Below are 24,527 nucleotides of genomic sequence, written 5' to 3' on the forward strand. Positions count from 1 at the left end.
AGTAGCAGGCCGGCCCTTATCCTCTTTCGCTGCACTGGCCTGCGCTTTGCCCCTGAACCACCTCCTTGCTGGAGCCTTGTAAAATGCGCGCTAATCCCCTCAATGTCGGCACCATTCATTTTATTGGTATTGGGGGGATCGGCATGAGCGGCATCGCCGAGGTGCTGCACATGCTGGGCTACAATGTCCAAGGCTCCGATATGAGCGACAGCGCCAATGTCCAGCGCCTGCGCAAGCTGGGCATTAAGGTGCATGTGGGCCATGACGCAGCCCACTTGGGGGATGCTGCCGTTGTCGTGGTGTCTTCAGCGGTGAAGGCCGACAACCCCGAAGTGCGTGAGGCCCGCCACCGCCTAGTGCCGGTTGTGCGCCGCGCTGAGATGCTGGCCGAACTCATGCGGTTGCGCTGGTCGGTGGCTATTGGGGGCACGCACGGCAAAACCACCACCACCAGCCTTGTGGCCTGCATTCTTGAGGAAGCCAACCTGGACCCAACCGTCATCAATGGCGGCATCATCGAAGCCTACGGCACCAACGCCCGCATGGGGCGCGGCAACTGGATGGTGGCTGAGGCTGACGAAAGCGATGGCTCCTTCCTGCGCTTGCCAGCCGTGATAGCCGTGGTCACCAACATGGACCCAGAGCACCTTGAGCACTGGGGCAGCGAGGAGGGCATGGAGGAAGGGTACCGCAAGTTCATCTCCAACGTGCCCTTCTATGGCTGCGCCGTTTTGTGCATTGACCACCCGCGCGTGCAGAAAATGCTGCCCCACCTTTCAGAGCACCGCCTGATCACCTATGGCTTCAGCCCCCAGGCCGACATCCAACCCATCGATTTGGTGACGGGCAGTCATGGCGCGCGCTTCTCCTGCTTGGTCAAGGACCGCGTCAAAGGCACTGAAACCACCATTGGCCCGTTCACGCTGCCTATGTTTGGCAAGCACAATGTGCTTAACGCCTTGGCGGCTATCAGCGTGGCCACCCAAATGAACATCGAACCGGAGGCCACCATCAGGGGGCTGGCTGGCTTTGGGGGGGTGCAGCGGCGCTTCACGCGCACCGGCACCTGGAACGGCTGCCAGGTGATTGACGATTACGGCCACCACCCAGTGGAGATCAAGGCGGTTCTGCAAGCGGCGCGCCAAGCTGGCGCCAAGCGCCTGGTAGCTGTTGTCCAGCCGCACCGCTACACGCGCCTGCGTGACTTGTTCGATGATTTCTCCACCGCCTTCAACGACGCCGACACCGTTGTCGTGGCTGATGTTTACGCTGCTGGCGAAAAGCCCGTACCAGGCTATGACCGCCACCGCTTGGCGGAGGGCTTGCGGGCCGCTGGCCACCGCGACGTGGTGGAGCTCCCCTCCCCAGAGGTCCTGGCTGACATCATCGCTCCCTTGGTGGGGGAGGGGGACTATGTCGTCTGCCTGGGGGCAGGTTCCATTACCCATTGGGCGCGCGCCCTGCCAGGCCAGCTGGCTGAGCGCGGCCAGAAAAGCGCTGGGCGGGCTGCATCATGACCAACGCTGACTTCCCCTTCCCGTGCCCGCCTTTGCGCGGGCGCCTTGTTCAGAACGCGCCTTTGGGCCAACGTACTTGGTTCGGCACAGGTGGTAGGGCTGACTGGCTTTTCACGCCAGCCGACAGCACTGACCTGGCCTGCTTCATGAAAGCACTGGAGGGGCACAACCAGCAGCAGCGTGCCTCTGGCAGGGCGCCAGTGGCGCTAACGGTGCTTGGGGCTGGCTCCAATGTCATCATCCGTGATGGCGGTGTGGAGGGCGTGACGGTGCGCCTGGGTGGCGCCTTTGGGCAGGTGGCTGTTGATGGTGATGGCCTATTAGCGGGCGCTGCCGCACTCGATGCCAACGTGGCACGCCAAGCAGTGGCGGCGGACCTGGGTGGGTTAGCTTTCCTCAGTGGTATTCCAGGCAGCATTGGTGGCGCTTGCGCCATGAATGCCGGCGCTTATGGCGGGGACATGGCACAAGTCCTGGACTGGGTGGACATCGTCACAGTGGATGGCGCGCTTGAACGCCTGCCAGCTAAGGCCCTCAACATGGGTTACCGCCATGCTGAACTGCCACCAGGCGCTGTGGTGGTGCGCGCGCGCCTCAAAGGGCGCCCAGGTGGTGGCGCCCAGGACGCAGCTGAGCTGGAGCGTATCAAGTCATCGCGCACAGCCAGCCAGCCAGTGCGGGCGCGCACGGGTGGTTCCACGTTCCGCAACCCGCCCCCGGCAACCTCAGGCGGGCGCAGCGCTTGGCAGCTTGTGGATGCCGCAGGCTGCCGCGGCCTGGCGGTAGGCGGGGCGCGCATTAGTGAAAAACATTGCAACTTCATGATCAATGAAGGCACAGCAACCGCGACAGAGCTTGAAACGCTTGGTGATGAGGTGCGCCGGCGCGTGCTTGACCAAACAGGCGTTGAACTGCACTGGGAAATCAAACGCCTTGGCCGCCTTCCAGGAGAAACCCCATGAACGCACCTACCGGACCCTCCCCAGACAACGCGCCCACCGCCACCACCCCTCCTTTGCGGGTCGCCGTGCTAGGTGGTGGCATCTCCTCAGAACGCCCTATCAGCCTCACAGGGGCCAAAGCCTGTGTGGAGGCCCTCAAAAGCCTGGGCCATGACGCGGCGCTGATTGACGTTGGGCCTGACCTGGCCTGGACCGTCAACGACCTCCAAGCCCTCAACCCTGATGCGGCGCTCAACATCCTTCATGGCCCTGGGGGGGAAGATGGCACCATTCAGGGCGTCCTGGCCTGGATGGGCATCCCCTGCTCGCATTCAGGCGTGCGGGCTTCAGCCCTGGCCATGGATAAAGCCGCCACGCGGGCCATCCTGGAGGCTGCAGGCCTGCCTGTGGCGCCAGGGCAGGTGATGACGCCCCAACAGCTTGCTGCCAAAGCCCCCATGGCCATGCCTTATGTGGTCAAGCCTTTGGCTGAGGGTTCCTCTGTTGGGGTGCACATCGTGCGTGAAGCTGACGAAGGCGCCAGCACAGCCCATGAACGCATCGCGCATGAATGGACCCACGGGCCCACCATGCTGGTGGAGGCCTTCATTCCTGGGCGGGAACTCACTGTGGGGGTAGTGGACGGCAAGCCCCTGCTGGTGACGGAGATCATCACCCCCACCTCCAGCTTCTATGATTTCGAAGCCAAATACAGCACGGGCGGTTCGCGCCACATCCTGCCTGCCGACCTTCCCGAAAGCACAACCCAGAAAGCCCTGGACATCGCACGCCGCGCCCATGAGGCCTTGGGCTGCGAAGGGGCCAGCAGGGTTGATTTCCGCCTTGATGAGCGCACAGGTGAACTGTTCATCCTGGAAATCAACACCCAGCCTGGCATGACCCCCACATCCCTTCTGCCAGAACAGGCAGCCAAGCTGGGCATGGATTACCCCCATCTGTGCGAATGGCTGGTGCTGGACGCCATCAGGCGCCCCCCCATCATCAAGCAGGCGCCTGCGCAGCCCAAAGGCACGGCGGGGGAAGAGGCAGGCGCACCCCCCAGCCCCCTCCCCCCTTTCGCCTGATTGAACGTGAGTGAGCAACACGCGCCATGAACCAGCAGGGCCAGCAACCACCAACCACCAGCACTAGCCGGGCGCATGACCATTTGAGGCCCAGCCGGCTGAACCTGCTGTGGTGGCGCATCCAGCAGCAACGCCGCGCCTTCGTGCTAAGTGGCGTCCTGTTGGCTGTTCTGGCTGTGCTTGGGCTGTTTATTCATCATGTGGCGCTGCGAGGCTGGCACCACCATGCGTTGGCTGGCCATAACCTCAACCATGGTTTAGGATCCTACAGCCCCATACCCGTCAAGCGCATTGTGGTGCGGGGGCAGGCCATTACCCCCTTGCCTGCCATCATGGGGTGCCTACACACCCATGAGGGGGCGGACATGCTGGCCTTCTCCGTGGAGGAAGCGCGTCATTGCATTGATGGGCTGCCTTTCGTGGCCCACACGGTGGTGGAACGCCACCTCCCCGGCACCATCATTGTAACGGTCACGGAACACCACCCTGTGGCGCTGTGGCAGTTCAAGCACCATTACCGCTACATCAACGAGGATGGCGCGTTGATTTCCGAGCGCGACCTCCACGCCCTGCACCTTCATGACCTCACGCCGCGCACCTTGGGCGACAATGGCCCGGCAGGCCCCAGTGTGCCCTTGCCCCTGCTGGTGGGGGCTGGAGCCAATGACGATGCAGGCCACATTGTGCAGGTCCTAGCAGCCCATCCCACCATCAACCAGCATGTGCGCGCCCTGGTGCGCGTTGGCCAGCGCCGCTGGAACCTGGAGCTGCGCTCAGGCACGGTCGTCATGCTGCCTGAAGGCCATGAGGATGCTGCCATGGCCAGGCTGGAACTCTACCAAAAGCGCATGGCGCTGTTGGACCGTCCTCTCAAGCGGGTGGACATGCGCCTGCCAGACCGCATGGTGCTGGGCCTGCCGCCCCAAACAGCCGCCCAGGCCATCGACCCAGCGGAAGCCACAGCCCCTGTACCCGGGGCGAACCCAGCATCCAGGTCCAAGCCATCCTCCCACCGTGACCCCAAGCCAAGCGCCAGGGCCAGCGCCCAACCCAACCAGGCCAAAATGGCCCACAAGCAGGAAAAACCCCACCATCCCGCACCACCTGCCACAGGGGAGGCCCCACAATGAGCGCCAGAGCACCAAGCCTGTTGAACCGTTTGCTGCCTTTCCTGGGCCAGCAGGACGCAGGGCTTGAAAACACCCTCCCCGCCTTGACGGGGCAGGAAGCCTTGGACCAGGCCAAGCTGCTCAATCCAGACAGGCCAGGCCTGATGGTCCCCACGGACGAGGTCACCCCCTTCCTGTGGCAGCCAGGGCCCTGCACTGTGCTTGACATCGGCTCCATCAACATCACCTGCCTGATTGGCCACCCCCGTGAAGATGGCACCTTGACGGTCTCAGGGTGGGGTTGGCAGCGTTCCGAAGGTATCAGCTGCGGCAATGTTGTGGACACTGGCCGTGCTGAGACCGTCATTCGCCGTGCTGTTGGGGACGCTGAACGCCGCGCGGGCCGGCGCATCTCGTCGCTTTACGTCAACCTCTCCGCTGGGGAGCCGCGCAGCATGCGCCTTGGGGCCGAGGCCTGGCTGAGCGGCCGGGAGGTCACGCCAGCCGACCTGCGCGCCCTCATGCTGCAGGCCCGTGCCCGCCTCCAGGGGGAAGGGCGCTACGCTGCCCAGTGCTTGCCCCTGTTCTTTGAGCTGGATGGCATGGACGGCATCAAGAACCCCTTGGGGCAGCGCTGCAACCACATCAGGGGCTGGTTCCTGACAGTGGACAGCAGCGCTGGCGCCCTGGCCACCTTGGGCGACATCCTCCACCGTGCCGAACTCATGCCCAAGGGGCTTGTCGTCAGCCCGCTGGCCTCTGGCCTTTCCGTGCTCTCAGCTGAGGAACGCGAGCGTGGCGTCACCGTGGTGGACATGGGGGCTGGCACTACGTCACTGGCTGTTTTCCACCGCAACCGCGTTGTGCACACAGCCCAGGTCAAGCTGGGCGGCTACAACATCACCCGTGATATCGCCACGCGTTTCTCCTTGCCGCTTGACGTTGCTGAGTGGCTTAAAACCTACCATGGCAGCGTAGCACCTGGAGCTGAGGCTGGCGGACCTGGCATCGTGCTGCCACCAGCGCCTGGGCGGCTCCAAAGCCGCCTTTCGCCAGCAGCCCTAGCTGCTACCATCAGCCCCCGCTTGGAGGAAACCCTTGAACTGGCCCGCAGCCACCTTGACGGCGCTGGCCTGGGGGAGGCTGCGCGCAGCAACATCGTGTTGACGGGCGGTGGCTCCCTCATGGATGGGGCAGCCTTGTTAGCAGCGCGCCTGTTCAACCGCCGTGTGCGGACAGGGCGTCCGCGCTCCATCCATAACCTTCCTGAAGGGGCGCCCCTCTCAGCTATTTTCAGCACGGCCGCCGGTTTGTTGGCATGGGGGTGTGGAGCGTCCACCCAATATGGCCAGGGGGATTCACGGGAAAAATCATCCAACTTCCTGCAGCGTCTTGTGGAACGCTTCAGGGGGCCCCTATAATCCTTTTTTGAAGTTTTCACAGTTTAGCGACATTTTTTTACCCCTTTTTCACTGTTTTACATTACGCCCAGTTTTTCCAAGCTTCTCCATTGGAGCCATATGCCATGTCCATCAAGCTTACCCCCGCCAGCCCCCCTGCTGATGTCGCCAACCTGCCCCGCATTGTCGTCATTGGTGTTGGCGGTGGCGGTGGCAACGCTGTGGACAACATGATTTCAACCGATTTGGCGAATGTGGAGTTCATCGCTGCCAACACGGACGCCCAGCAGCTTTCGCGCGCCCTGACTGACAAACGCATTCAGCTTGGCCCCCAGATTACGCGGGGGTTGGGTGCTGGCGCCCGCCCTGAGACCGGCCGCAAAGCCGCTGAAGAGGTCGAGGACGAAATCAAGGGCTATTTCGACCAAGCCGACCTTGTGTTCATCACTGCTGGTATGGGTGGTGGCACCGGTACAGGCGCAGCGCCGGTGATTGCACGCATCGCCCGTGAAAGCGGTGCGTTGACAGTGGGGGTGGTGTCACTGCCCTTCAACGCTGAGGGGCGCAAGCGCACTCGCGCTGCTGAAGCAGGCATTGCTGAGCTTGAGAAATACGTTGACACCCTCATCGTGGTGCCCAACCAGAACCTCTTCAACTGCGCCACTCAAAGCACCACCCTGACGGACGCTTTGAAAATGTCCAATGACGTCCTCTACAGGGGGGTGCGTGGCCTGACGGACCTCATGGTGAAGCCTGCCCGCATCAACCTGGATTTCTCAGACGTGCGCAGCGTGCTGGGTGATATGGGGCGCGCCATGATTGGCACAGGGGTCGTCACTGCTGAGGAAGGCCATGAGGACAGGGCGCTTGTGGCTGCTGAACGCGCCATCTCCAACCCCTTGTTGGAAATGGACACTGTGCGTGGCGCCCGCTCCCTCCTGGTCAACATCACAGGCGGGACTGACCTGACTTTGCATGAATATGAAGCCATCTTAGCCCGCATCACTGAAGAGGCGGACGCTGACGCCGAGGTCATCAGTGGCTTGATGGAAGATCCAAACCTCAATGGCCACATTGAAGTCTCTGTCACGGCCACAGGGCTTTCCCCCAGCCGCAAAGCGGAAGGCGACAGTGATGAACCTTTCATCATCAAGCCCCATCTGCCTTCTGATGAAGCCGACCTGCCCCAAGACATGGCGGAGCGTGATGGCGTCAATGCTCCAGCCCAGGGTGACAGCGCGGAAAACGAGGCGCAGCCTGCTGAACAGGCTGATGGTGAAGGGGCCCACCCCACCCCCAAGGCTGAGGACGTTCCCCCTGGACGCGGTGTAGCTGAAGCTTCTGTGGGCCAGCCATCCGGCCACCCCCTGGAGCACCAGCGCCAGGTCCCAGCCCATGATCCCCACCAGCAGCCTGGTAGGGCGGAATGGCAAGGTGGGGCAACGCACCAGCCCTCCCCAAGCCAGCCCAGGGTACAGCCCCTTAATCAGGGTAATCCCTCCAACTACGGGCGTTCTCAGGCCCCAGCAGGCAACAGCCCCAAGAAATCTGGTTGGTTTAAGCGTATTCTAGGCTTTGGAGAGGAAGCGCCCCAGAACCGCCAGGCCAGTCAGCAGCCTTACCCCCAACAGCAAGGGCAGGGAGCACAAGGATCCCCTTACAACCATCCCTCCCAGCAGGGCCATTCTGAGCCTGCGCGGCGCTCGCAGGCTTTCCAAAGTTCCCAAGGCGCTTACCAGCCCAACAATCAGCCACCTCAGCAGGATCAAGGCTACGGTCAGCATCAGCCAAGCCCTTCTTCCCAGCAGTCCCTAGGCCCAACCCCCCAGCCAGAGGCCCCCAATCCTTCAGAAGAGGACCTTTCCATCCCCACGTATCTGCGCCGCCCCTGAACGCCTTTAAGTCCAGTTGGCAGCACACCCTCAGCCATGCTGTGCAAGGCTGGGGGGTTGGGCTGCACAGTGGTGCGGCAGTTTGCGTCACCCTCCAGCCAATGCCAGTGGATTCAGGGCTGTGGCTTGAACACGTTCCCCCCGCCAGTCCTAAACGGTTTTTCAGACTCTCCCCCAAAACATGCCGTGGTGGCTTCATGGCAACCCAAGCTGTGGCCCCGGGGAAAGGCGCGGGTGTTGAAGGTGTGGGCACGCTTGAACACCTGCTGGCAGCCTGCCATTTGGTTGGGCTGGACAATGTGAACATCACTGTTGAGGGGCCAGAGATCCCCATCTTGGATGGTGGCGCTTGGCTGTGGGTGCAAATGCTGCAAACGGCTGGTCTGGTCAAACAGCCCAGCAAGCGTTGCTTGACCCGCCCTACATCTAAAATCCGTGTGGAAGCTGCCCATGGGCAAGCATGGCTGGAAGCCCACCCTCCCTTGCCAGGGCAGGAGGGTGTGCTCTCCCTCAGCCTGACCATTGATTTCCCCCATGAGGCCATTGGGCGCCAAAGGGCTTTCCTTGTCCTTGGCCAGCGCAGCGCAAGCGAACCACTCCTTGGCACCCCACCCACGCAGCCCAAAACCATGGCCGCCAGCCGCACTTTTGTGGAACGGGGCGCCATTGTGGCGCTGCAATCATCAGGCCGCGCCTTAGGGGGCTCCCTGGCCCACGCCCTGGTGGCCGATGAAAGCAGCGGCACTGTCATCAACCCAGGTGGGGTGCGGTGGGGGGGACAAGAATTCGTTCACCACAAACTCCTTGACCTCCTTGGTGACCTCTACACCACAGGAAACGCCGTCCGCGGGCGTTTTGAAGGTTTCTGCAGTGGTCACCGCCTTAACGGCGCCTTGGTGCAGGCCTTGGCCCAACAGGCCCCCATGTGGCCAACATGTACGAAAATGTGACAAACAAGGTGAAACGATTTTATGGCGCTGAAAAGGCATTGAATTCGCCCAGCAGCACTGGTTCCCACCAATCCCCATGATATAAGGCCATTATGGCTCGACAGCGCCCCCTTACCGCCCCTTTTCAGCCCCACCACGACCAGGTTCCAGCCTGCCGGGGGGGCGCGCGCCTCGGCACTTTTGCTTTGCTTGGGGGCATGGGGTTGCTAGCGGCCCTAGCCCTTGGCGGCTGCAATGATGAGGACGTCTCCAAAGAGTTACCACGCTCCGCTGATGCGGAGACGCTTTACAATGATGGCCTCGATGCTTTGAGGACAGGGCGCTACAAGCTAGCTTCAGCTGAATTTGAGCTCCTGCAGCAAAGCTACCCTTATTCAGGCTACACTGGCAGCGCTGAGCTGATGGAAGGCTACGCTTACTACCTGCAGGATGAATACGCTCTTTCCGTGCAGCAGCTGGAGCGGTTCCTGCAGCTGCACCCCACTAGCCCAGACGCTGCCTACGCCTACTATTTGCGTGCGCTCTGCTACTATGAGCAAATCGGCATCGTCTCACGCGATCAGCTTTCCACTGTGGAGGCCATGGATGCTTTGCAGGAGGTGGTGGCCCGCTTCCCGCAAACCGCCTACGCACGTGACGCGCGCTTGAAAATCGACCTTTGCCGCGACCATTTGGCCGGCAAGGAAATGATGGTGGGGCGCTTCTACGAAGAACAGCGCGATTACCAGGGGGCCATGGGCCGTTACCAGCGCGTCATCCAGGATTACCAAAGCACCAACCACGTTCCAGAGGCGCTTGAGCGCCTGGTGGAGGTTAGCCTTGATTTAGGCCTGGTGGATGAGGCTCGCACGGACGCCGCCGTGCTGGGCTACAACTACCCAGACAGCAAATGGTACCGCTTTGCTTACAACAAGCTTAAATGGCACCATTTGCTGACCCCACGCATCTACCAGCCCAACAAGAACGGCACAGCTGAGGGGACCAGCGGCCAGGGCAACAGCCCTTACACCAACCCCAACCACCAAACAGCCCACCCCGGCCCCAAAGGGGCCCAAGAGCAGGGGCGTAGCACCCCCTCCACAGCGGGCGCGCATGGCGCTTCCGCCAACACCAAGAATCAGGGGGCGCCTTCCACCCCCGCACCTAACAAAGGATCCCACCCCGCCAATTTGGCCCCCGCCAGCCCTGTGCTGCCCAAGCCACCCCCAGCACGTGACGACCGTTCCTACGACATCGAAACCTGGGTGCCCCCCAAGGCTGTACCACTGCCCCCGCCACCAGCGGAGCGTTTCACACCTTCTGTACCAGTTGGGCAGGCCACGCACGGGCGTACGGCAGCCAGCGGCACCTGGGGCAGGCCCTCGCGCCGTGGCGGCCCTTCCAGGCCATACCGCCCCACTGGGCCGGAAGGCTATGCCCCCTCCAGGCCTTCCCAGGCACAGCGCCCCTTGGCGGGCAGCTGGTATGGCAGCGGCACGCCAGAGGCCATCGGGCCTGATGGCATGGTGGAAGCGCCCGATTACGCTCCCTCCGTGCCGTTGCATGCGCCTAACATTGTGGATGTTCCCAACCCCCCAGCCCCACCACCGCCTGGCGATATTGACGATGATCTTGACGTCCTGCCCCGCAAACCTGATGGCGCTGGTGGTGTCATGGGGTCTGTTGGCAATTTTCTGGGTGATGTTTGGGACAAGATGTTCTGACCAGGCCAGCGTTGCTGGCGGGTGGGTGCGGAATTCCTGCCACAGGCAACAAGGTTTCAGGTCCGAGGCGCTTCCCTGTCAGGGCACCTGCATTATGATGGGCCCTCCATGTTAGGCGGCAGGCTGGATGCGCTGAGCCACCGGCTGCCCAAACGCCCAGCTGCCCCGCTCGCCACAGAGGTCCCAATGACGCAAAACAACGTGCCATGCTGACCCAGCTTTCCATTCGCGATGTCGTGCTGATTGAAAAACTCGATTTGTCTTTTGGGGCAGGGTTGACTGTGCTGACGGGCGAAACGGGCGCTGGCAAATCCATTTTGCTGGACAGCCTTGGCCTGGCGCTGGGGGAGCGTGCGCAAGGCAGCATTGTGCGCGAAGGGGCCAAGCAATGTTCCGTCACAGCGCTTTTTGACGTGCCGGCAGACCACCCAGCTTTGGCTGTGCTGAGCGAGCTTGGCCTCATCCCCCCACCCCGTGGGGAGCCCCTTGTCCTGCGCAGGACGGTTTCAGCTGAAGGGCGTTCACGGGCCTGGGCAGGGGAGCAGCCCATTGGCATTACGGCGTTGAAGCAGCTCGGCAAATTGCTGGTGGAAATCCAAGGCCAACATGAGCAAATGGGCCTTGCCGACCCAGCAGGCCACCTTGATGTGCTGGATGCCTTTGGCCAGCTTTCCAAGGAAAACGCTTTGGTGAGCACACGCTGGCACAGCCACCGCAAGGCCCTCAAAGCACTTAACCAAGCCCGCAGCGCCCTTGAGGAGGCTGCGCGCGAGGAGGAATGGCTGCGTGACACCGTGACTGACCTGGAAACCCTTGCTCCTGTGGAAGGTGAGGAGGACGCCCTGGCAGCCAGGCGCGTCCACCTGCAGGCGGAGGAACGCCGTGCTGAAGCTGTGGCGGCAGCCCTGGCTGAACTGGCGCCTTCTGGGCGGCGCAGCAATGTGCCTGCAGCAGCGGTGCGCGCGGCCACACGCGCCCTCTACCGTCTGGTCCCCCCTGGCGACGTCCTGGCACCCCCACCAGGACCAAGTGATGAAAGCTCCCCAGCATTTGAAACGCCAACCACCCCAGAAGACCACACCATGCTGGAGGAGGAGCGCCAGCACCAAGCTTTGCTGCAGGAAGCTATGGAAGCCCTTGAACGCGCTGAACTTGCCCTAAGCGATGCTGAAGCCAGCCTTTCACGCCTGGAAGCCGAAAGCTTGGTGGACACCCGCGCCTTGGAGGAGACGGAAGGGCGCCTGTTCACCCTCCGCGCAGAAGCACGCAAGCACAACATCCCCGTTGTAGAGCTGCCCTCTTTCCTAGCCACCCTCAAAGTACGTCTGGAAGCGCTCGATAGGGGCAATGCCGGCCTGATTGAACTTGAAGGCCAGGCCAAGGCCGCCCGTGATGCCTTAATGGAAGCTGCCCGCACCCTCAGTAAAGCACGCGGTAAAGCAGCAGCCAGGCTTGAAAAAGCCGTCATGGCTGAACTGGCCCCCCTCAAGCTGGGGCGCGCTATATTCAGCGCTGGCCTCACCAGCCTGGAGGAGGGGCAAGTCTCAGAGCGTGGGCTGGAGACGGCTGGCTTCCTTATCGCTGCCAACCCTGGCCAGAAGCCCCAACCCCTGGGGCGTGTGGCCTCTGGTGGTGAATTGTCGCGCCTCATGCTGGCGTTGAAGGTGGTGTTGGCCCATTCAAGCCCCCTCGCTACGTTGATATTTGATGAAGTGGATTCAGGGGTAGGTGGTGCCACGGCCTCCGCCATTGGCAGCAGGCTGCACCGCATCGCGCGTGACCTGCAGGTGTTCGCCATCACCCACAGCCCCCAGATCGCAGCGTTAGCTGACCACCACATTCGCATTGAGAAACGCATTGGCCAAACGGCAGGGGGTGCGCGCACGCACACCCATGCCATGGCCCTGCCGCCCCAGGAACGGCGGGAGGAAATCGCCCGTATGCTGGCTGGAAGCGAAATCACGGACGCGGCACGGGCTGCTGCCGACAGCTTGATGGAACAGCGCCCTTCATGAAAGCCCCAACCTTGCCAACCCCGCCAGCAATTGAGGAAGCGCGCCAGCGCCATGCTGAACTGCAGCGCCAAGTGGCCTTGTGGGATGAAGCCTACCACCGCCATGACGCGCCCCTGGTCAGTGATGCTGTCTATGACCAGGCCCGCCGCGACCTGGTAGCGCTGGAGCAAGCCCACCCCACATTGCGCCAGGCAGGGGGTGTTGCGCAGAAAGTCGGCGCGGCGCCTTCAGAAGGCTTTGGCACCATTTCCCACCGCGTTCCCATGCTTTCGCTTGACAATGTGTTCAACGCAGATGAATTCGCTCGTTTCCTCAACCGCGCCGCTGATTTCCTTAAAATGCCGCGTGAAGGCGCCATGGCGCTGCCCTTGGTGGCTGAACCCAAAATCGATGGCCTTTCCATCAGCCTAACTTATGAAAAAGGCGTGTTCACGAAAGGCGCCACCCGCGGTAATGGCGCAGAGGGGGAGGATGTCACAGCCAATTTGCGCGCCGCTGGCATTGTCCCCCCCCACTTGTTAACGGGGCCTGGTGAGGTTCCGCCTGAATTGATTGAAATCCGCGGTGAAGTCTTCATGCGCAAGCATGATTTCATCGCTTTGAACCAGCAACGCGCTGAACGGGGGGAGGGCCTTTTCGCCAATCCACGTAATGCCGCAGCTGGCTCCCTGCGCCAGCTTGACCCAGCTGTGACCGCCAACCGCCCCCTTGCCCTTTACGCTTACGCCATGGGCTACAGCAGCGCTCCGGTGGCTGGCACGCACAGTGAATGGCTTGCCACCCTCAAACGCTGGGGGTTTGCGGTCAACCCCCATTCGAAAAAGCTGGCCAGCGCCCATGAGGTGCCCAGCTTCGTCACAGGGCTTGAAAGCGTGCGCTCCAGCCTGGACCATGACATTGACGGCATCGTCTTCAAGATTGATTCAGTAGCTTTGCAGGAAAGGCTGGGCTTTGCGGGGCGTGCGCCACGTTGGGCCACGGCATGGAAGTTCCCGGCTGAAAAGGCCTTGACCAAGCTTCAATCCATCACGGTTCAGGTGGGGCGTACAGGAGCCCTTACCCCCGTGGCTGAACTGCAGCCTGTGAATGTGGGGGGTGTTTTGGTGGGGCGCGCCACATTGCACAATGAAAGCGAGGCCAGGCGCCTTGGTGTGCGTCCAGGCGACCTGGTGCAGGTTCAGCGCGCTGGTGACGTCATTCCCCAGGTGCTAGGGGTGGCGCAGCGCAACCTTGCTGACCACACCACCTTGAAGCCTGGGTTGAAGCGCCGTGTGCTGCATATCCCCACTGCCAGCCAGCTGGCCAGGGTGCGCCCTGGCGCGCGCGCCCGTTGGCTGCAGCGCCGTGCTGGCCACCGCGGCGCGGGATTAGTGGCGCCACGCCTTGCCAGACGCCTGGGGAGGGGTAGCCAGCAGGCGGCCGCCCTCATGGCAGGGGGGCTGGCTGTGCCTTACCGCCTGCCTGACACATGCCCTGCTTGTGGCACTGTCGTGGAACGCTTGGTGGGGGAAGCCGTGGTGCGCTGCCCAGCTGGCCTTTCCTGCCCAGCCCAGCGTCTGGAAAGGCTGCGGCATTTCGTCTCCCGCCAGGGGCTGGACATTGACGGCATGGGTGCGCGCACCCTGGAGCAGTTCTGGCGTTTGGGGCTGGTGGCTGGGCCAGCCGACATTTTCCGCCTGGCCTCCCACAAAACCAAGCTTGAAAGCTTGGAAGGCTGGGGGGAGCAATCCGTGGCCAACCTGCTGGGCGCCATTGACAAAGCACGTAAGCCAACCTTGGCGCGTTTCATCTACGCCCTTGGCATTAGGCGCGTGGGCAGCCGCACTGCCATGCTCCTGGCACGACATTATGGAACGGCGCAGGCCTGGATGCAGGCCATGGAAAACGCCCAGGAACCTGGCACTGCCATGGAGAATCTGACGGAGATCAACGGCATTGGCCCTGCCACAGCCAATGACCTGGCAAATTATTTCAGCGATGAGCGCAACCGCGCCACCCTAACCGCCCTAGCTAGTGAGCTGGACATCCAGCCTGACGACAGCACAGTCCCAACCACCTTGGCACTGCCCCTTTCGGGGGAGGTGATCGTGTTCACGGGAACGCTCACCACCCTTTCAAGGCAGGAAGCCAAAGCCATGGCAGAACGGCTGGGGGCTTCCGTTACTGATGCCGTCTCACGCAAGACCACCCTGCTGGTAGCTGGTGCCAAGCCAGGTTCCAAAGCCACCAAGGCCCAGCAGCTAGGCGTCAAAGTGCTGGATGAGCAAGGCTGGCGCAGCCTGGCCAACTTGCCGGCAGCACCGGAACTGCCCGTGCCAGACGGGCCTTGAGGGGCGCTTGCCCAGCCACTGCCGTGCGCCCCACCGTGCCCCCTTGCCGAAAGCCCCCTTAATACTATGAGTGCCCCCCTTTCCGTTGCCGTCCCTGCCGCCGTCACAGCGGCTGTCGCCACCACGCCTGCCGCGCCTGCCCTTATGGCGGCGCAGGCTGCAACCCAGGCGACACAGGAAGGGGGGTTCTGGGCTGAGCCAAACGTGCTGTTCATTTCAGGGCTTCTGGCCATGGCGGCGCTGATTGGCGTTTCCATCCTGATTGCCCTTTCGGAGATCTCCTTTGCGGCCGCCCATGAAACCCGCATGCGCACCCTGGCCAAGGAGGGCAGCAAGCAGGCTCAGGATTTCCTCAAGCTGCGTGCCAACAGCGGCCAGGTCATCACTACGTTTCAAATCTGCCTCAACGCGGTTGGGGTTCTGGGGGGGTTGGTTTCAGAATCTCTTTTCACGGAACCATTCGCTCATTTTCTGCATTGGTGCGGCCTCTCCCCCACCAGTGCCGAAAACGCTGGCGGCATCCTGGCCTTTATTCTGGTGACGGGCCTGTTCGTTATTTTCGCTGACCTGCTGCCCAAGCGTATTGCCATGAACGCGCCTGACAAAGTGGCGCTCTCCGTCTCCTGGTTCCCTGCGGCGGCTTTGAAGGTACTTTACCCTTTCGTGTTGGTTTTCTCCTACCTTTCAGATGTGCTGCTGCGCTTGCTACGCATCCCCGCTACACCCACTATTGAACCCATAACCCCTGAAGACTTGCGTGACGTCCTTGACGCCGGCACCAAGTCTGGCGCCCTGCTGAAGCAGGAACACAAAATGATTGAAAACGTCATGGCGCTGCAGAACCGTTCTGTGGGGTCAGCCATGACGCCCCGTGACGAGATCGTCTATCTCGACGTCACGGAAAGCCTGGAAAGCCAACGCAACAAGGTGCGCGCCAAGCCTTATTCACGCTACCCGCTGTGCGATGGCGACCTTGATCACGTCATCGGCTCCATCCGCGCTGAGGATGTTCTGGTGGCTGTGGTGGAGGAACCGTCCGTCCTCACAGAGACTGTCCCCACCTCGCGCAATCAGATTTACCACATGCGCCGCGATGTGCTGTCGCTGCCTGACACTCTCAACCTTTGGGAGACGTTAGCCCAGTTTGACGCGCATGGCGCTGGATTTGCCCTCATCGTCAGCGAATATGGCCTGGTGGTGGGGCTGATTACCTACAAGGACATCATGGGCGCCTTGATGGACGGGCTTGCCAACCCGTTTGAAGAGCAGGCGATCGTCCAGCGTGACGGCGACTCATGGTTGATTGACGGCGCAGCCCCCGTTGGTGACGTTGAGCGCGAGTTGGGCGTCACGCTGTGTGGTGAAGGGGAAGACTTCGACACCATCGCTGGGTTCATCGTCAAGAACCTGCGCCGTACAGCCCGCAAAGCAGATAAGGTGGAGGTCGGCTCCTTCCGCTTTGAGGTAGTTGACGTGGACGGATTCCGCATTAACCAGCTTTTGGTGACGCGCATCGCCCCACCACCAGGCCCCCCTGCGCCACGCCGCATCAGGGAAGCGCAGCACAAAGCCTTGGGCAAGGCCCCCTCACAGGCAGCACCCCTGCAGGGCGAAAAAGCGCCCCCCACTACCGCCAAGCCTAAAAACCGTTGAACCCCCCCCTGCCTAAGGGCAGAATGGCATCAGCCAGCACGCCAGTGCCCGTTCCAGCGGCTGTGGAGGCCCTATGAAGCAAAGAAAAACCAAACGCCCCCCCTTTGCGCAGGCCAGTGCGGCGCTTCTGGGCACTGTTGCGCTGTGTGGCGCCACAACTGCACCAACCTTTGCAGCGCCACTGCCACCCCCTGTACCTGAAGCAGCAACGCCGCTGGGCCCTGGGGACTATGTAGTGCCGCCTTTGGCCAGCGCCAGTGGGCCTGCGCACCCCAAACCCTTAGCGCTTCACGTGGCGGCAGGGGTGGAGAGCCTACGTGCCCTCATCAGTTTCATCCCATGCTCCCATCCACCGCCTTCCGCTAGTCCTGCTGAAGCGGCGCGCTGCAAAACGCCTGACATCACCTTGCTGGCCAAAACATGGAACGTACCTGTTGCAGCAGTGCCTGAAGGGGGCAAAGCACCCCACAGGCAGCTGACAAACAGCAGCACCATGCGCTTCAGCCTGGGCAGCAGCGGAAACCCAGATGGCCTGGCTGACGAAGGGTCCGATGTTGACCCCAGCATGGGCATGGAAGCCAGCTTCATCAACATGGCGCCTGGCCACACAGCCATGCCTCAATTGCTGGTTTCAGGCTTCACGGGGGGGGCGCATTGCTGTGAGGTCACCAGCCTTTATGGGCGTGATAGCGCTGGACATTGGCGCAGCTGGAACCTGCCCATGCAGGAGGGTGGACCGCCCCCCATCATCCAGCCAGTACCGTACAACCCAGCCCAGGCGAACCAGAACAAGGGCCTTTTTGGAACGGCGGGGGCCAATTCTAAGGCCCTTATGCGGGCCTTCGTTCTGGATGACGAAGCTTTTTTCTACAGCTTCGCCAGTTTTGCCAGTTCATTCGCTCCCGCCGTCCTCATGAGTTGGGACCCGCAGAAAGGGCTCAGTACGGTTACACGCCAGCCTGCTTACAGGGCGTGGCTGCAGGCAGATGCCCGCCGCACCAATGCTTGGGCACGCCACAGCCCCCCTGTTGATGAACCTGATGGCTACCTGGCCTGGTTTGTAGCCACAGCGGCCAATTTAGGGCGTTTGGAGGAAGCTTGGCAGGTCATGCTGCGCTATGAGGACCCCAAAGGCGATGGCTTTGGCATGTCACGTTGTATGCTTGACGTCCCCCCGACTGAGCAAACCCATTGCACAGCGGAACAGAACAAGCTTCTGCCCTTCCCCCAGGGGTTGGCAGCGTTCTTGGTCAAGCAAGGCTACATTACTCAACAGGAAGCGGCCCACCTGCCGCAGGTGGCGGTTGCTGACCAGGAACGCCCCCCTTTGCGCAGTATGGTGACGGCTGCTGCCAGCGTGCTTGAAGCACCCCTGCCAGCCACGCCCCCAACAGCTGTGGCGGCTGGAGGTGGTGCCGTCACATCGGCCCACACGAACACGGACGCGCCGGCAGCAGAGACTGCAGAAAGCAAAAACGCAACCACCACTGAGGCACGCAACGAAATCCTGGGAAGCGCCCAGGCTGACCTGGCTGCTAAAAGCCCCCACAAGCCCATCATGCTGTGGGGGCGGGAGCTGACGTTCCTGCAATTCCTGCTGTTGGGAGTGTTTGGACTGTTTGTCTACCTTTTGCCAAGCGCCATAGCCTATGCACGCAAACTGCCCAAACGGGCCTTGGTCCTGTTGTTGAATGTAGTAACGGGATTCACCATTGTAGGCTGGTTTGGCGCGCTTTACCTTGCCCTGTTTTCACAGGCGGGCAGGCGTTAAGCAGCCCTCACGGCGTGCCAGATGGGGGACGGTCAAATCAAAAGCCGCCTACCCAGAGGGCGGCGGCTTTGAAAGCATCATAAAGCAGGGGCAGCAGGGCTGGGGTTTCATGCGCCCTGCTGGATTCGAACCAGCGACCCACGGCTTAGAAGGCCGTTGCTCTATCCAACTGAGCTAAGGGCGCCCAAAAGCTTAAATGGTCGGGGCGAGAGGATTCGAACCTCCGGCCCTCTGCTCCCAAAGCAGATGCGCTACCAGGCTGCGCTACGCCCCGACCGTGCTGCGGACCATAGCCGATAGCATGGTCGCCGCGCAATGGCCTTAGTGCGAAAATCATTCAAACACAGCATAAAAAGGCCAACGGACCTTGCTTGTCAGGGCTTGAAGGACGTCTCATTCACGATTTATGCGCAAGCGGCGCCACAAACATCGGCGCTGTGTCCCAAGGGAACAGCACCCATGTTTTCTGCGCGATGGGGGTGACGTAGTAATCCGTTTGGGGCTGGCCTTTGGGTTTGGCGTAAAGGCATGCGAAAACCGCTTTGGGCAGCAGAGCACGCACTTCCTTGGCAGTCACCCCTGAATCCACCAAGTCGTCAATCACCACAAAACCCTCCCCATCGCCAGCCGCAACGGGGGCCTTCAGCAGGTTGGGTTCGCCCTGGGTGCCTTCCTCGCCCTCATAGCTGGCGATGCAAACTGTCTCCACCAAGCGGCTGCCTGTTTCACGCGCCACAATGGCCGCAGGGATTAAGCCGCCGCGTGAAATCGCTACCAAACCTTTGATGGCCCCGTTTTGGCTGCATTCCCGCATGAGGGTGGCAGCCAGGGTGCGCGCATCACGGTGAAGTTGATCCCAGGTGATGGTGGCATAATCAGGCGCTGATGCTTCTGGCGCATGAGCGGGGGCAGAAGAAACAGTGTTGGGGCTGGACATGGAAAAGCGGCGCTCCGGTCGCACACGCCCAGAGGGCAGTGGAACGAAAACGCCGCTTCATGACGCTGCCCGTTAGCCAGGCGCTTGTTCAAATTGTTCAGAAAAAGAGTGGCTCCCGAAGTAGGACTCGAACCTACGACCCAGCGATTAACAGTCGCTTGCTCTACCAACTGAGCTATTCGGGAACAACGAGGACTTATCTACCGAAGCTGCCGGACGCCGTAAAGCCCCCTGAAACGCTTTTTTTCATTTTTCCGAACATTTCCTCAACTTCCCCCGCTTGAGGCCTTCAAAGCGCGCTCCACCTCTTCACGCCCTTGCGTTGCCAAAGCGTCCACATGTTCGTTCTCAGCAACGCCGGAATGACCCTTCACCCAATGCCAGCTTACGTCATGACGGTTGGCCGCATCCACCAATCTTTCCCAAAGGTCCTTGTTGGCCACAGGCTGCTTGGCGGCCGTGCGCCAGTTGTTGCGTTGCCAGGCGGCCACCCATTTGGTGATGCCGTTGCGCACATAGGTGCTATCTGTGGAAAGACGCACATTGCAAGGCCATTTGAGGACCTCAAGCGCCACGCACGCCGCCATCAGCTCCATTCGATTGTTGGTGGTGGCTCCCTCCCCCCCTTTGAGGGAACGTTCATGGCCACGGCAGCGCAACAGGGCCCCCCACCCCCCTGGGCCTGGGTTGGGGCGGCAGCCGCCATCTGTCCAGATGGCCACTTCATCCCTTCCCGGCACAGGTGCCTGCACGATCATGACCTTTTCCCCAAAACCCTCAGGACCGCCACCACGTCAGCGCGCTGGAAAGCCTGCAGACGTTCACCATAAACCCACGGGCTTTTGCGCGTCACCAAGGCACCGGGGGGGGTGGCCAGCCAATCATGCAGGCGGGTGAGGAGAAAGCGCATGGCAGCCCCCTGGCACAGGACAGGCAAGGCTGCCACTTCACCAGCCACCAACGGCCTGACAGCCTGGTAGCCTGCAAGCAACGCCTGAGCATGGTCTTTATTGAATAAAGCACGCCCCCCTACAGACACAGCCCCCTCTGGCTCATCAAAGCACCATGCGTTCAGGGCAATGGCAATGTCCCAAGCCAGCAGGTCCGTGCAAGCGAAATAGAAGTCAATCATGCCAGCCAAGCGGGAACTGCCTTCAGCGCCTTCGGTAAAAAACACGTTGTCAGGGAACAAGTCAGCGTGTACTTGGCCACGTGGGCAACTGGCAGCGCCTGGCCACTGGACAAGGAGTCCTGGCAACGCCTGTCCGGCCAAATGGGCCAGGGCAGCTACCGCCTGGCTTTCTGAACCAGTGGGCTGGTGGTGGGCCATTTCATGGCAACGCGCGAGGAGTCCCTGCCAACTGCCTGGTCCCAAGGCATTGGCACGCTCTGGGGTGTAGCTTTGCCCTGCCACATGAAGGCGCGCCATGGCGGCACCCAGTTCATGACAAGCCTGGGGAGTGATGGCTCCGGCCCCCAATGAACGGCCACGCAGAAAACGAGTAAGGAGCGCGGGTCTGCCCTGAAGCCTGCCCAAGCACTGTCCAGCCTTGTTGGGCACAGGGGCAGGCACCGCCATTCCAGCCTGGGCCAGATGGCGCATCAGCCCAACGAACCAAGGCAGTTCATCTGTGCGTACCCGCTTTTCAAACAAGGTGAGGATAAGCCGCCCCGCCTCCTTTCCAGTCCCGGCATCCCTGATGGGGGTTGGGTGGAGGTTTAGAAGGAAATTGCTGTTTTCCACTCCCTCAGCGATGGGTTGAATGCTGGCAAGACCACCAACATCATAACCAGCCAAGAACAAACCTGCCTGGGATGTGCTCACAGGGGTGTAGACAGCCATTTTCTCTCCTTCTTCACGCACTCTAAATGGTTACCCTGACTGGCGCGTTGCTCAAGGCAAAAAGCTGGCCCATGGCAGGCCAGCTTTCCATCCCGTTCAGGGTTACTCAAAGCGGTGCCGTAAAGGCTCAGCCTGCCTTGGCATCCTTAGCGTCTTTGTTGTCCTTGCGTGAAAGGGGGGGCGGCAGGAAGAAGCTGATATGCTCTTCCTTGGAGATGCGCTCCTCCGTCTCCAGGTTGTAGCGCTGGCGCAGTTCAGCGATCATTTCCTGCACCAGAGCCTCAGGGGCAGAGGCGCCTGCCGTGATGCCCAGTGTTTTGACGCCTTTCAGCAATGACCAGTCCATGTCTGCAGGCTTCTGCAGCAGAATGGCCTTGCGTGCCCCAGAACGCTCCGCCACTTCGCGTAAACGCTGGGAGTTGGAGGAGTTGGGCGCGCCGAAAACAATGACCAAATCGCACTCATGGGCCACTTCCTTGAGGGCGCTCTGGCGGTTTGTGGTAGCGTAGCAGATGTCCTCACGCCGTGGCCCCTCAATATGGGGGAAACGCTTGCGCAGAATGTCGACGATCTCCGCCGTGTCATCAACCGAAAGGGTGGTTTGGGTGATGAAGGCAAGGCGCTTCGGGTCCCTGGGCTGGACGGTGCGCGCCTCCTCAGCATCATTGATGAGCGTCACAGCGCCTGGTGGCAGCTGGCCCATGGTGCCCACAACCTCTGGGTGGCCTGTGTGGCCAATCATCAAGATGTGGCGCTGCTCTGGACCACCCCCTGCGAAGTGGCGCTCAGCCTCGCGGTGGACTTTGGAGACCAGAGGACAGGTGGCATCCACATAAAGCAGGTTGCGGCGCTGCGCCTCCACAGGCACTGATTTAGGCACGCCATGAGCGGAGAAAATCACATGGGCGTTTTCGGGGACCTCATCAAGCTCCTCAACGAAGATGGCCCCCTTGGCCTCCAGCGCCTCCACAACGGTGCGGTTATGGACGATCTCATGGCGGACATAGACAGGCGCGCCGAAGCGGCGCAAGGCTTCCTCGACAACGCGAATCGCCCGATCCACGCCGGCGCAGAATCCCCTTGGCCCTGCCAGCAGAAGGCGCAATGCCGGCTTTGCGGATTGATCAGCCGCCATGGTGCCCCCCACTGGGGCCTGGGTTGGTGTGGACGCTTCAGACATGCTTTCTCCCGCCGAAAATGCCCCTGCTGAACTGGGGCTCCTAACTGCTTGCCCCGCTGCTGTCCCAACAGGGCTGCTGCTCGCTTATAGGGAGTGAGGGGCAGCAGCGGCAACATACCTAACTACACATAATTGCCACCAACCAAGCCACCCCTAACTGTGGGCTGCTGCCAAAGGGCGGCCAGGCAGGCTTTCGCCCCCTGCAAGGCACACCTCCCCAAGGCTGTACAAAATTTGGACTTTTTCCTTGGCCTTTGCTTTATAGTTTCACCATTAACCGCAACGCCACAGGACCAGCCTCTCCACAAAAGCAAGGCTGCCCCTTCACCGCTGGAACCATTGGACGCCATGATGCCTTCACGCCCCCCTGCCAGCACGTCGTGGAGAAAACCCTTCATGAATGCCCTCTTGGTGGCTGCCATGGTCAGCGCGGGGTTGGGGCTGAGCGGTTGCCTGGATCCTAGCGGGGAAACCACCATGGAACATGCGCCTGCCTGCCCCGTTGTGGATGTACCCACCCTGGCCGGCGATCGCATTCGCTATGATGGCAGGGGGCTGGACATTGGCCATGTGGAAACCCAGCAGCACATCATCAGCGTGACGGGTGATTGCGCCAACGCCAAGCCAGATCGCTTCAGGCGGCCTATGACGCGTGTCCGCATTGGGCTGACCACGCAAATCGAAGGTGGCGCCGCTGTGCCGGAACCAGGCCAGGATGACCGAGTGGCCCTGCGCATACCTTGGTTTGTGGCTGTGGTGAAAAACGGCACCATCCTGGGCAAGAAGATCTTCTATGAACGCGCGCCCATCCCTGCTGAAGGGCAGACGGAAGTCTTCAAAACCCCCCTTCACTTCATTGACGTGCCCACAGGGGGTAACCCGCATGTCAGCACTTACGTCATTGAGACTGGCTTTCAGTTAACGGGGCCTGAGCTGGACTACAACCGCCAACACCTGGATCCTGCCCATTACGAGCGCACCACTGAACCTTCCCCGGGGCAGTGAAAGGGCGCTCGTGGTCCTGGCCATGGCCATTGGGAGTCAGGAACGGGGCATGTCCCACCAATCCATTTCCGCCTGGTCGTTTTCACTTGCTGGGCCATCCAGGCCGTAAAGGCGCGCCAGCAGGGCATGGGCCACGCGCCGCTCATTGAAAAGCTGGCTGTAACGCTCAAAACCCGCTTGGGCACGGCGGCGCCAGCCGGTTTCATCCAGCACATTGGCTGCCACCAGGCTAGCCAGACCATCAAGGGTGCTGAAAAAACCCATTTCCTCTGCTGTGAAGAACCGCTCCAGCCCAGTTTGGCGCTCAACCAGCACAAACTGGCCATGGCCAGCTAAGTGTGCCAAGCGGTCTGAACTGTAAAGCGGCCAATCAGGGCGTCCACTGATGTTAAGGCCCATAGCTGCGCGCCCCAGCTGGGCCGCATAGCCTGCACCTGTGCCATAAGGCTTACCCCGCAACCCAGCATAAGCAAAACGCACAGGCACTGTGTTGGGCAGCAGCGCACGGACTTTGCTTTCAAGGTAGCGTGTGAAATCGTCCATGTTCCACCATTGGCCCGCTATCAAGCGCTTGGGGCGGCTGGCATTGCCACAGCCGTAAAACACATGGGCTTGAGCTGGATCATGGCTTTGCCAATCGCGCCAAGCACGCCCACGTTCCACTGAAAGGTCAACCGGGTTGGGAAGCCACCCCACCGTGCCCCCAAAGGGCGCCTGCAGCACAGCGCGCGCGCAGGTGGGCGCCGTGCTGGTGAAGGTTGCATCCACCACTTGGTGGCGTTGGCGCAGGTTGTGGGCGTTTTCTGGAACATAGAGGGCATCCACATTCCACTGCGCCATTTTAAGCCCTGGACAGCGCCGCTTGATAGCCAGAAGGGCTTCAGGGGTGACCATGTAACCATGGCCCAGCAACAGGACATCTGGTGCGGCGTCCACCACAAAATCAACCAAAGCGCGTTCAAGTGCCCTGCGCCCCAAAGGGCGGCTGCCCAGGAAAGACCCAGCACGCGCCACATCCTTGTAAGGGACGTTGATGACATGGTGCCCCAAACGCACCAACCCATTGGATATTTTTCCCCCCACCCTGAACTGGCAAGGGGCATTGGATTTAAGGCCAAAGAAAAAATCGCTGACGTGAACGATTTTAAGCGCGCCAAGGGAGCGTGTGGCAGCTTCACCCTTCATGATGCCACAAC

17 protein-coding genes, 3 tRNA genes and 1 pseudogene are annotated in these 24,527 nt (G+C 61.4%); 13 read left to right on the forward strand and 8 right to left on the reverse strand.

Features of this window, described 5'->3' with window-relative positions; translation table 11 throughout:
* The first annotated feature begins 83 nt into the window (after nt 1–83).
* From murC to E3E12_RS01075, 12 genes and pseudogenes are all read left to right on the forward strand, one after another.
* Complete coding sequence (gene murC / locus E3E12_RS01020) at nt 84–1,517, forward strand: UDP-N-acetylmuramate--L-alanine ligase (RefSeq protein ID WP_141442653.1); 1,434 nt, start codon at nt 84–86, stop codon at nt 1,515–1,517.
* Nucleotides 1,514–2,479 (forward strand): UDP-N-acetylmuramate dehydrogenase, encoded by a 966-nt coding sequence (gene murB, locus E3E12_RS01025; RefSeq protein WP_141442654.1) that lies wholly within the window; start codon nt 1,514–1,516, stop codon nt 2,477–2,479. Before murC ends, murB begins: the two co-directional genes overlap by 4 nt.
* Nucleotides 2,476–3,543 carry a D-alanine--D-alanine ligase gene (locus E3E12_RS01030; protein ID WP_168194339.1) on the forward strand — a complete coding sequence of 356 codons (1,068 nt, stop codon included), beginning with the start codon at nt 2,476–2,478 and terminating at the stop codon, nt 3,541–3,543. Before murB ends, E3E12_RS01030 begins: the two co-directional genes overlap by 4 nt.
* Before the next feature lie 26 nt (nt 3,544–3,569).
* Nucleotides 3,570–4,673, forward strand: coding sequence for a cell division protein FtsQ/DivIB (locus E3E12_RS01035; protein WP_141442655.1), 1,104 nt, complete (start codon nt 3,570–3,572; stop codon nt 4,671–4,673).
* Nucleotides 4,670–6,073: a cell division protein FtsA gene (gene ftsA, locus E3E12_RS01040; RefSeq protein WP_141442656.1), complete on the forward strand. Its 1,404-nt coding sequence runs from the start codon at nt 4,670–4,672 to the stop codon at nt 6,071–6,073. Before E3E12_RS01035 ends, ftsA begins: the two co-directional genes overlap by 4 nt.
* A 104-nt stretch (nt 6,074–6,177) precedes the next feature.
* The gene (gene ftsZ, locus E3E12_RS01045; RefSeq protein ID WP_141442657.1) at nt 6,178–7,944 is read left to right on the forward strand and encodes a cell division protein FtsZ; all 1,767 of its coding nucleotides are present in this window, start codon (nt 6,178–6,180) and stop codon (nt 7,942–7,944) included.
* Nucleotides 7,941–8,894: a UDP-3-O-acyl-N-acetylglucosamine deacetylase gene (locus E3E12_RS01050; protein ID WP_141442658.1), complete on the forward strand. Its 954-nt coding sequence runs from the start codon at nt 7,941–7,943 to the stop codon at nt 8,892–8,894. The genes ftsZ and E3E12_RS01050 overlap by 4 nt, the downstream gene beginning before the upstream one ends.
* 92 nt (nt 8,895–8,986) lie before the next feature.
* A pseudogene (locus tag E3E12_RS01055) lies at nt 8,987–9,850 on the forward strand (outer membrane protein assembly factor BamD); the annotation flags it as partial.
* Between the two features lie 953 nt (nt 9,851–10,803).
* Nucleotides 10,804–12,612 carry a DNA repair protein RecN gene (locus tag E3E12_RS01060; RefSeq protein ID WP_141442659.1) on the forward strand — a complete coding sequence of 603 codons (1,809 nt, stop codon included), beginning with the start codon at nt 10,804–10,806 and terminating at the stop codon, nt 12,610–12,612.
* Nucleotides 12,609–14,942 carry an NAD-dependent DNA ligase LigA gene (gene ligA, locus E3E12_RS01065; RefSeq protein WP_141442660.1) on the forward strand — a complete coding sequence of 778 codons (2,334 nt, stop codon included), beginning with the start codon at nt 12,609–12,611 and terminating at the stop codon, nt 14,940–14,942. Before E3E12_RS01060 ends, ligA begins: the two co-directional genes overlap by 4 nt.
* A gap of 144 nt (nt 14,943–15,086) precedes the next feature.
* Complete coding sequence (locus E3E12_RS01070) at nt 15,087–16,595, forward strand: hemolysin family protein (RefSeq protein WP_141443975.1); 1,509 nt, start codon at nt 15,087–15,089, stop codon at nt 16,593–16,595.
* Nucleotides 16,596–16,668: 73 nt separating this feature from the next.
* Nucleotides 16,669–18,366: a superinfection immunity protein gene (locus E3E12_RS01075; protein ID WP_141442661.1), complete on the forward strand. Its 1,698-nt coding sequence runs from the start codon at nt 16,669–16,671 to the stop codon at nt 18,364–18,366.
* A 110-nt stretch (nt 18,367–18,476) separates the two neighbouring features.
* On the opposite strand, the gene E3E12_RS01080 is transcribed toward E3E12_RS01075, so the two are convergent.
* From E3E12_RS01080 to ispH, 7 genes are all read right to left on the reverse strand, one after another.
* Nucleotides 18,477–18,550 (reverse strand) — tRNA-Arg (locus tag E3E12_RS01080).
* A 13-nt stretch (nt 18,551–18,563) separates the two neighbouring features.
* Nucleotides 18,564–18,640: transfer RNA gene (locus tag E3E12_RS01085), tRNA-Pro, on the reverse strand.
* Between the two features lie 123 nt (nt 18,641–18,763).
* Nucleotides 18,764–19,303 (reverse strand): xanthine phosphoribosyltransferase, encoded by a 540-nt coding sequence (gpt, locus tag E3E12_RS01090; protein WP_141442662.1) that lies wholly within the window; start codon nt 19,301–19,303, stop codon nt 18,764–18,766.
* Nucleotides 19,304–19,412: 109 nt separating this feature from the next.
* Nucleotides 19,413–19,488 (reverse strand) — tRNA-Asn (locus E3E12_RS01095).
* Nucleotides 19,489–19,569: 81 nt separating this feature from the next.
* Complete coding sequence (gene rnhA, locus E3E12_RS01100; RefSeq protein WP_141442663.1) at nt 19,570–20,061, reverse strand: ribonuclease HI; 492 nt, start codon at nt 20,059–20,061, stop codon at nt 19,570–19,572.
* Nucleotides 20,058–21,146: a homoserine kinase gene (locus E3E12_RS01105; RefSeq protein WP_141442664.1), complete on the reverse strand. Its 1,089-nt coding sequence runs from the start codon at nt 21,144–21,146 to the stop codon at nt 20,058–20,060. The genes rnhA and E3E12_RS01105 overlap by 4 nt, the downstream gene beginning before the upstream one ends.
* Before the next feature lie 127 nt (nt 21,147–21,273).
* On the reverse strand, nt 21,274–22,281 hold the full coding sequence (ispH, locus tag E3E12_RS01110) for a 4-hydroxy-3-methylbut-2-enyl diphosphate reductase (protein ID WP_141443976.1): 1,008 nt from the start codon (nt 22,279–22,281) through the stop codon (nt 21,274–21,276).
* Between the two features lie 441 nt (nt 22,282–22,722).
* Here ispH and E3E12_RS01115 point away from each other — a divergent pair, with 441 nt between their 5' ends.
* Nucleotides 22,723–23,331 carry a hypothetical protein gene (locus E3E12_RS01115; RefSeq protein ID WP_141442665.1) on the forward strand — a complete coding sequence of 203 codons (609 nt, stop codon included), beginning with the start codon at nt 22,723–22,725 and terminating at the stop codon, nt 23,329–23,331.
* Between the two features lie 36 nt (nt 23,332–23,367).
* Here the strand turns inward: E3E12_RS01115 and E3E12_RS01120 are convergent, their stop codons facing one another.
* Nucleotides 23,368–24,516 carry a glycosyltransferase family protein gene (locus E3E12_RS01120; protein ID WP_141442666.1) on the reverse strand — a complete coding sequence of 383 codons (1,149 nt, stop codon included), beginning with the start codon at nt 24,514–24,516 and terminating at the stop codon, nt 23,368–23,370.
* Nucleotides 24,517–24,527 lie beyond the last annotated feature (11 nt).

It is taken from the genome of Formicincola oecophyllae, from assembly GCF_006542395.2.
GTDB lineage: Bacteria > Pseudomonadota > Alphaproteobacteria > Acetobacterales > Acetobacteraceae > Formicincola > Formicincola oecophyllae.

Bases quoted from the DNA above. Each gene is read 5' to 3' on its own strand.
- murC (WP_141442653.1), top strand. From the start codon at position 84: ATGCGCGCTAATCCCCTCAATGTCGGCACCATTCATTTTATTGGTATT.
- murB (WP_141442654.1), top strand. From the start codon at position 1,514: ATGACCAACGCTGACTTCCCCTTCCCGTGCCCGCCTTTGCGCGGGCGC.
- E3E12_RS01030 (WP_168194339.1), top strand. From the start codon at position 2,476: ATGAACGCACCTACCGGACCCTCCCCAGACAACGCGCCCACCGCCACC.
- E3E12_RS01035 (WP_141442655.1), top strand. From the start codon at position 3,570: ATGAACCAGCAGGGCCAGCAACCACCAACCACCAGCACTAGCCGGGCG.
- ftsA (WP_141442656.1), top strand. From the start codon at position 4,670: ATGAGCGCCAGAGCACCAAGCCTGTTGAACCGTTTGCTGCCTTTCCTG.
- ftsZ (WP_141442657.1), top strand. From the start codon at position 6,178: ATGTCCATCAAGCTTACCCCCGCCAGCCCCCCTGCTGATGTCGCCAAC.
- E3E12_RS01060 (WP_141442659.1), top strand. From the start codon at position 10,804: ATGCTGACCCAGCTTTCCATTCGCGATGTCGTGCTGATTGAAAAACTC.
- ligA (WP_141442660.1), top strand. From the start codon at position 12,609: ATGAAAGCCCCAACCTTGCCAACCCCGCCAGCAATTGAGGAAGCGCGC.
- E3E12_RS01070 (WP_141443975.1), top strand. From the start codon at position 15,087: ATGGCGGCGCAGGCTGCAACCCAGGCGACACAGGAAGGGGGGTTCTGG.
- E3E12_RS01075 (WP_141442661.1), top strand. From the start codon at position 16,669: ATGAAGCAAAGAAAAACCAAACGCCCCCCCTTTGCGCAGGCCAGTGCG.
- gpt (WP_141442662.1), bottom strand. From the start codon at position 19,303: ATGTCCAGCCCCAACACTGTTTCTTCTGCCCCCGCTCATGCGCCAGAA.
- rnhA (WP_141442663.1), bottom strand. From the start codon at position 20,061: ATGATCGTGCAGGCACCTGTGCCGGGAAGGGATGAAGTGGCCATCTGG.
- E3E12_RS01105 (WP_141442664.1), bottom strand. From the start codon at position 21,146: ATGGCTGTCTACACCCCTGTGAGCACATCCCAGGCAGGTTTGTTCTTG.
- ispH (WP_141443976.1), bottom strand. From the start codon at position 22,281: ATGGCGGCTGATCAATCCGCAAAGCCGGCATTGCGCCTTCTGCTGGCA.
- E3E12_RS01115 (WP_141442665.1), top strand. From the start codon at position 22,723: ATGAATGCCCTCTTGGTGGCTGCCATGGTCAGCGCGGGGTTGGGGCTG.
- E3E12_RS01120 (WP_141442666.1), bottom strand. From the start codon at position 24,516: ATGAAGGGTGAAGCTGCCACACGCTCCCTTGGCGCGCTTAAAATCGTT.